The organism is Metabacillus fastidiosus NBRC 101226 (assembly GCF_001591625.1).
GTDB lineage: Bacteria > Bacillota > Bacilli > Bacillales > Bacillaceae > Metabacillus > Metabacillus fastidiosus.
This window is the reverse complement of the sequence record NZ_BCVG01000175.1, coordinates 1-4,690: the sequence shown is the minus strand read 5'-3', so window position 1 is coordinate 4,690 and position 4,690 is coordinate 1. Positions and strand designations below refer to the sequence as shown.

Genomic DNA, 4,690 nt, shown 5'->3' with positions numbered 1-4,690 from the left:
TAAACTAACCATCAGTGGGGGGAGAAAAATCTCCACTGATGGAAGTTTCACTTTATAGAATTTATATTATATTTCGTTATAGACATAAACTTTGAAATAAAAAAGCGTCCCAAAAATTGAGGACGCAAGTTGAAGTGGTTGAGCTAAAAAAAAATTTAATTATTCAAGTCATAAAGACCTGGAGCATGCTCGTTAGGCATATCAGGCATTTCAGGTACTGGATATCCTTTTGGAGGTTCCGTAACTGATAAGTCTCCACCATTTCTGCTCGGAGTTGGACCTTGGAAGATTTCACCCATACGGGTATCATCGAGCCTGAAGTTGAATTGAGCATTATGGAAGCCCATTTCTACATATTTGCGGCATTCAGGGTATTTATTTAAATCATAATTTGGAATCGGGAATAATTTTCCCCAATCGACACCTAATGTTTCCAATGCTTTAGCGAATGCATTCTGATGGGCATTATCCCGAACCATTAAGAAAGCAATCGTTTCTCGTAATGTCTTATTACTGCTCATTTCGTAAATTCTTGATTTTTGAAGAACTCCTGTGGATTCAAGAACGACGTTATTTAACAGGTTAGCTGACAGATTACCATGATCATATACCCAAGATCCATTCCATGGATTGCCACCTGCATCTACAGGAAGAGATGCTTTAGCCCCGATAATAAAATGATGAGGATTAGCACCTTCTTGTATGACATCGTCTAAAGGAGCGCTATCATCTGCCTGATTACCTGGCATACTTCCTCCAGCTTCATTTAAAAGCTGATTGATTGTTGATTGAACGAGTTCCACATGACTTAGTTCTTCTAGAAACACGCCTCTAAGCAAGTCACGATATTGTTTCGCTTTCCCCCTGAAATTAGCACTCTGGAAGGAATATTGCATCATCGTTCTCATTTCACCGAATTGCCCACCTAGTGTTTCTTGAAGCACTTTTGCGGCATGCGGATCTGGTTTATCAGGGACAATCATGTTAATTAAATCTTCTTTATAAAAATACATACAGCATCAATCTCCTCTTTATTTAAGTGATTCCTACTTATGATGCTGAATAACAGGTTAATTATTCCTAAAAAACAGGAATTGATACCCTTTTTATAAAAGAAGATAGAATGGGTTTATATTCAATTTTTAATAAAGGTTTTAAAAAATTTGATCATATTGATGGAAAGAGCAATGAACGTAATGTGGCAGTAGGAGTATTAGGTGAATAAAAGAATTATTAAGTTTCCATAAGAAAAAGGGGATCAATATTTTGATAGTTTATAGAACTTTTTGGGAGTGATAAAGTGAAAATTTATATTAGAGAGCAAATGTATGATTTTAAACAATACCATGACTTTTTAGTAAAACCTTTACCTGAAACAGTTTATGATATATATGCAGAAGATGAAGATATTGAAGAATTCTTTATCTCATTTTTCTCCGAACTAAATCAGTTCCCATTGTATGTTACCTATGAATGGTATGATTTTGATTTTGATGGTATGAAGGAGAGATTAGATAAACTTCATTTAATTTATAGTCACAAGTTTATACCTCAAAATTCAGTATGTACAATAACAGAAGAACAAGGGGATACATACTTAGATGTATTGATTTTTACGGTCAAAGTAACGGATGAAAATCAGCTTGCTGAAGTTGTTAAAAAATCACTTGTACCTTATCATCTTTTTATTATTTCAAATCAGGATAATGTGACCTTTGGTGAAATGTATGACCAAGAAGATAGTATTCAGTTTAAAATGAATGAATCAACGACTTTTTGTAAAATGCAATTCGATGTTCCAGCAACTTATTTAGTAACAAATCAATTAAAAAATATGAATCATCTATTAGCAAATCTTTCTGAAAAAATAAAAATTGTAAAAGAAAAATGAATAAATTAATAAGTATTTCTGTTATAAAAACAGGGAAGAAGACCTTTTAATTAAAGACCTTTTTTATATACTTCAAATTCCACATAATTTTTATGTGCCTGAGCAACATAGCGATAAGGGAGGTGTTAGAATGACAGAACCGCAACAGCCGGGAAATAAAAATTTGCCGGACTTTAAAGAATTAGATGACCGAGTTATTGCTGAAAGGAATACATCGGAACCAATTTTAGTAATAAAAACTAATCTGGATCCAAAAGACCCAAGTGAAGAAAACCCTTACTTCAAGAATGCGAATGATACAAATTCAGAGTCATTAAAGGATTTTTTTGATGATGAGAATGGACTGGATAAGAGCTGATAGGCTTATTTTATTAATACTTAATTTGAAAAATATTGAAAAAAGTAAAGAGAGATATTATACATTTATAATATGTCCCTTATTGTATTAGCAACATATGGACATAACGATAACCAATTTGCAGAGTAGAAAGGTAACTGATTAAAATATACGATGTGTTTAATAGGACTTTTTAAAAGTCCTTTTTGTTTTCCCCAGAATTTTAGCAATGTTCCGAACGGATCGGTGCTGTTTTAATTGGAAGAGATGTCATTGAAACCGAAAGTAAATACCTCTGGGGATTTTGGGATATTTATACACTATCTTTTTCGTTTCCTTCTTATTAATATATTGGAGTACAAGAAAATTAGGGGGAATTTTGATTGAGAAAGCTATTTATTACTACTCTTTTATTAGGATTGGCACTGTTGTTAATGCCTTCTTTTGCAAGTGCCCATCCAGGTAATACAGATGCCAATGGGGGACATCATTGCTGGACAAACTGCGGATACTGGGGATACGATTATGGTGAATATCATTACCATTATGATGAATCAGTATATGTTGATAATGAAAAAGAAGTTAGAAAACAGGATTATAATGCTGCAGTTTCTGAAGGTGAATATTTATTAAAATTATTGAATGATTTTAATATGGCAATTAACTCAGGAGATATAAAGAAAATAGATGGACTGTATGATCAGTTTACTGACCAGCTTAGCTATGTTGAACATTTGATCGGTTACGTCTACGGTTCGGATAATAGAAGTAAACTTTCACAGAAGTATGTTAAGCCATCAAAAATAGCAAAAGAAAGAACGATTTATGAAGTATCACAATTACGATTACTTTCACAAATTAATTCTTACATAAATGAGGATTATGATGTTTCTGAAGAATTTAGCAAGTTAGACCGCCTCGTAAAAAAAGCAGCACAGATAAAAAAATCCGGCGGATATAATGCTCTGCCTAATTCAGTAAATAATGATCTTCGTTATCAAGAGGCTCTTACTTATGGGAATTACTTAAATAAGAAGGCCTATTATTTTAGCCAGCTGATAGGACAAGGTGACATATACCAGATTAATGAGGAATACGATTATTTTGTAAAACAAATTCAAATTACAGAAGCTAAAATTGGAAAAGTATCCGGTAAGGAAAATCGGGATAAGTTAGGGAACAGATTTATAAAGTCTGCTAAAATTTTAAAAGAGAGAACGATTTATGAAGTATCACAATTTCGTTTATTGCAAAATATCGAAAACTTATATTATTCCGGTGAAGAAACGGAAGCTAGAAATAATTTAAGTAAGTTAGACAGATTAAAAGAAAGAGCCGTTGCAATCAAAGCAGCTGGTGGTTATAAAAATCTTCCGGCAACTGTGACAAGTGATCTAAAAGATAAGGAAGACTTAGTTAGATATTTATTAGGTTAAACTTATAATATTAATGAAGAAATAAAAGCCCTTCTCTGAATAGAGAAGGCTTTTTTAATAGATAAATTTTGTAATAACTTTGCTGTTTCTCATATTTTTCAATTCTCCTATAAATATGTTATCAATACTTGAACACAAAGAGTAAGACAAGAAATGGAGGAAAAGACCTGTTAAAAAACATACTGTCAAAAGGAATTGATTTTGCATTTAATATTGTAAGGAGTGGATAAATAATGAAAAAAATCATAATTGATGCAGGGCATGGAGGAAAAGACTCTGGAGCAACAGGAAATGGCTTACTTGAAAAAGATATTACCCTTACTATTTCGAAGTATCTTAAAGAATATTTGGATAGCCATTACACAGGGTTTGAGGCTAAACTGACAAGAAACAGCGATGTGTTTATCGAGTTATCGGAGCGTGCAAATATAAGCAATCGGTATGATGCGGATGTGTTTATCTCCAATCATGTGAATGCAGGAGGCGGTACAGGGTATGAATCTTATATTTACAGTAAACCAAGTGCCGGTTCTATCCAGCTGCAAAAATTAGTGAATACGGAAGCATTAGAAACAGCTAAGAAATATGGATTAGGTTCTCATGGAGATGATACGAAGCGAGGGAATTTGGCAGTAGTGCGCAGAACTCATATGCCGGCGATATTAACAGAGATTTCCTATATTGATTCAAGTGATTCTGAATTATTGAAGAATGACGAATTTTTAAGGGATATGGCTGGAGCATACGCAAGAGGAATTGCCAAGTTTTTAGCTCTGCCCAGTAAATCTATACCAAAAGGAGCTGTTCAAGAAATGAAGATTTCAGAAGCTGCTCAAAACGCAATTGAAAAACTAGAGAGTTACGGAATTATTCAAAAAGACTATAAAGTAACAAAAGAATATGAAATTACTCTTATTTCTATGTTAAATGGATTAGTTAAAGCAATTGAATCTGGTAAATTAAAGGCTAAAGAATAGGTGATTGGTTAAGAAACGGGAAGCGGATATATAAAGTGAAACTTCCATC

At 33.1% G+C, this 4,690-nt stretch carries 5 protein-coding genes; 4 read left to right on the top strand and 1 reads right to left on the bottom strand.

Features of this window, described 5'->3' with window-relative positions:
• Positions 1 to 155: 155 nt before the first annotated feature.
• Entirely contained in the window at positions 156 to 1,013 is an 858-nt protein-coding gene (locus BFA01S_RS20880; protein WP_066235476.1) for a manganese catalase family protein, read from the bottom strand.
• 287 nt (positions 1,014 to 1,300) lie between these two features.
• Here BFA01S_RS20880 and BFA01S_RS20875 point away from each other — a divergent pair, with 287 nt between their 5' ends.
• From BFA01S_RS20875 to BFA01S_RS20860, 4 genes are all read left to right on the top strand, one after another.
• Positions 1,301 to 1,891: a 3'-5' exonuclease family protein gene (locus BFA01S_RS20875; RefSeq protein WP_066235474.1), complete on the top strand. Its 591-nt coding sequence runs from the start codon at positions 1,301 to 1,303 to the stop codon at positions 1,889 to 1,891.
• A 130-nt stretch (positions 1,892 to 2,021) separates the two neighbouring features.
• Positions 2,022 to 2,249, top strand: a complete 228-nt coding sequence (locus tag BFA01S_RS20870; RefSeq protein WP_066235473.1) for a hypothetical protein — start codon at positions 2,022 to 2,024, stop codon at positions 2,247 to 2,249.
• Between the two features lie 362 nt (positions 2,250 to 2,611).
• Complete coding sequence (locus tag BFA01S_RS20865) at positions 2,612 to 3,664, top strand: YHYH domain-containing protein (protein WP_066235471.1); 1,053 nt, start codon at positions 2,612 to 2,614, stop codon at positions 3,662 to 3,664.
• 233 nt (positions 3,665 to 3,897) lie between these two features.
• Positions 3,898 to 4,641 (top strand): N-acetylmuramoyl-L-alanine amidase family protein, encoded by a 744-nt coding sequence (locus BFA01S_RS20860; RefSeq protein ID WP_066235469.1) that lies wholly within the window; start codon positions 3,898 to 3,900, stop codon positions 4,639 to 4,641.
• The last annotated feature ends 49 nt before the right edge of the window (positions 4,642 to 4,690 follow it).

What these genes read in the sequence shown, in the direction of transcription:
- BFA01S_RS20880 (WP_066235476.1), bottom strand. Translation starts at nt 1,013, where the DNA reads ATGTATTTTTATAAAGAAGATTTAATTAACATGATTGTCCCTGATAAA.
- BFA01S_RS20870 (WP_066235473.1), top strand. Translation starts at nt 2,022, where the DNA reads ATGACAGAACCGCAACAGCCGGGAAATAAAAATTTGCCGGACTTTAAA.
- BFA01S_RS20860 (WP_066235469.1), top strand. Translation starts at nt 3,898, where the DNA reads ATGAAAAAAATCATAATTGATGCAGGGCATGGAGGAAAAGACTCTGGA.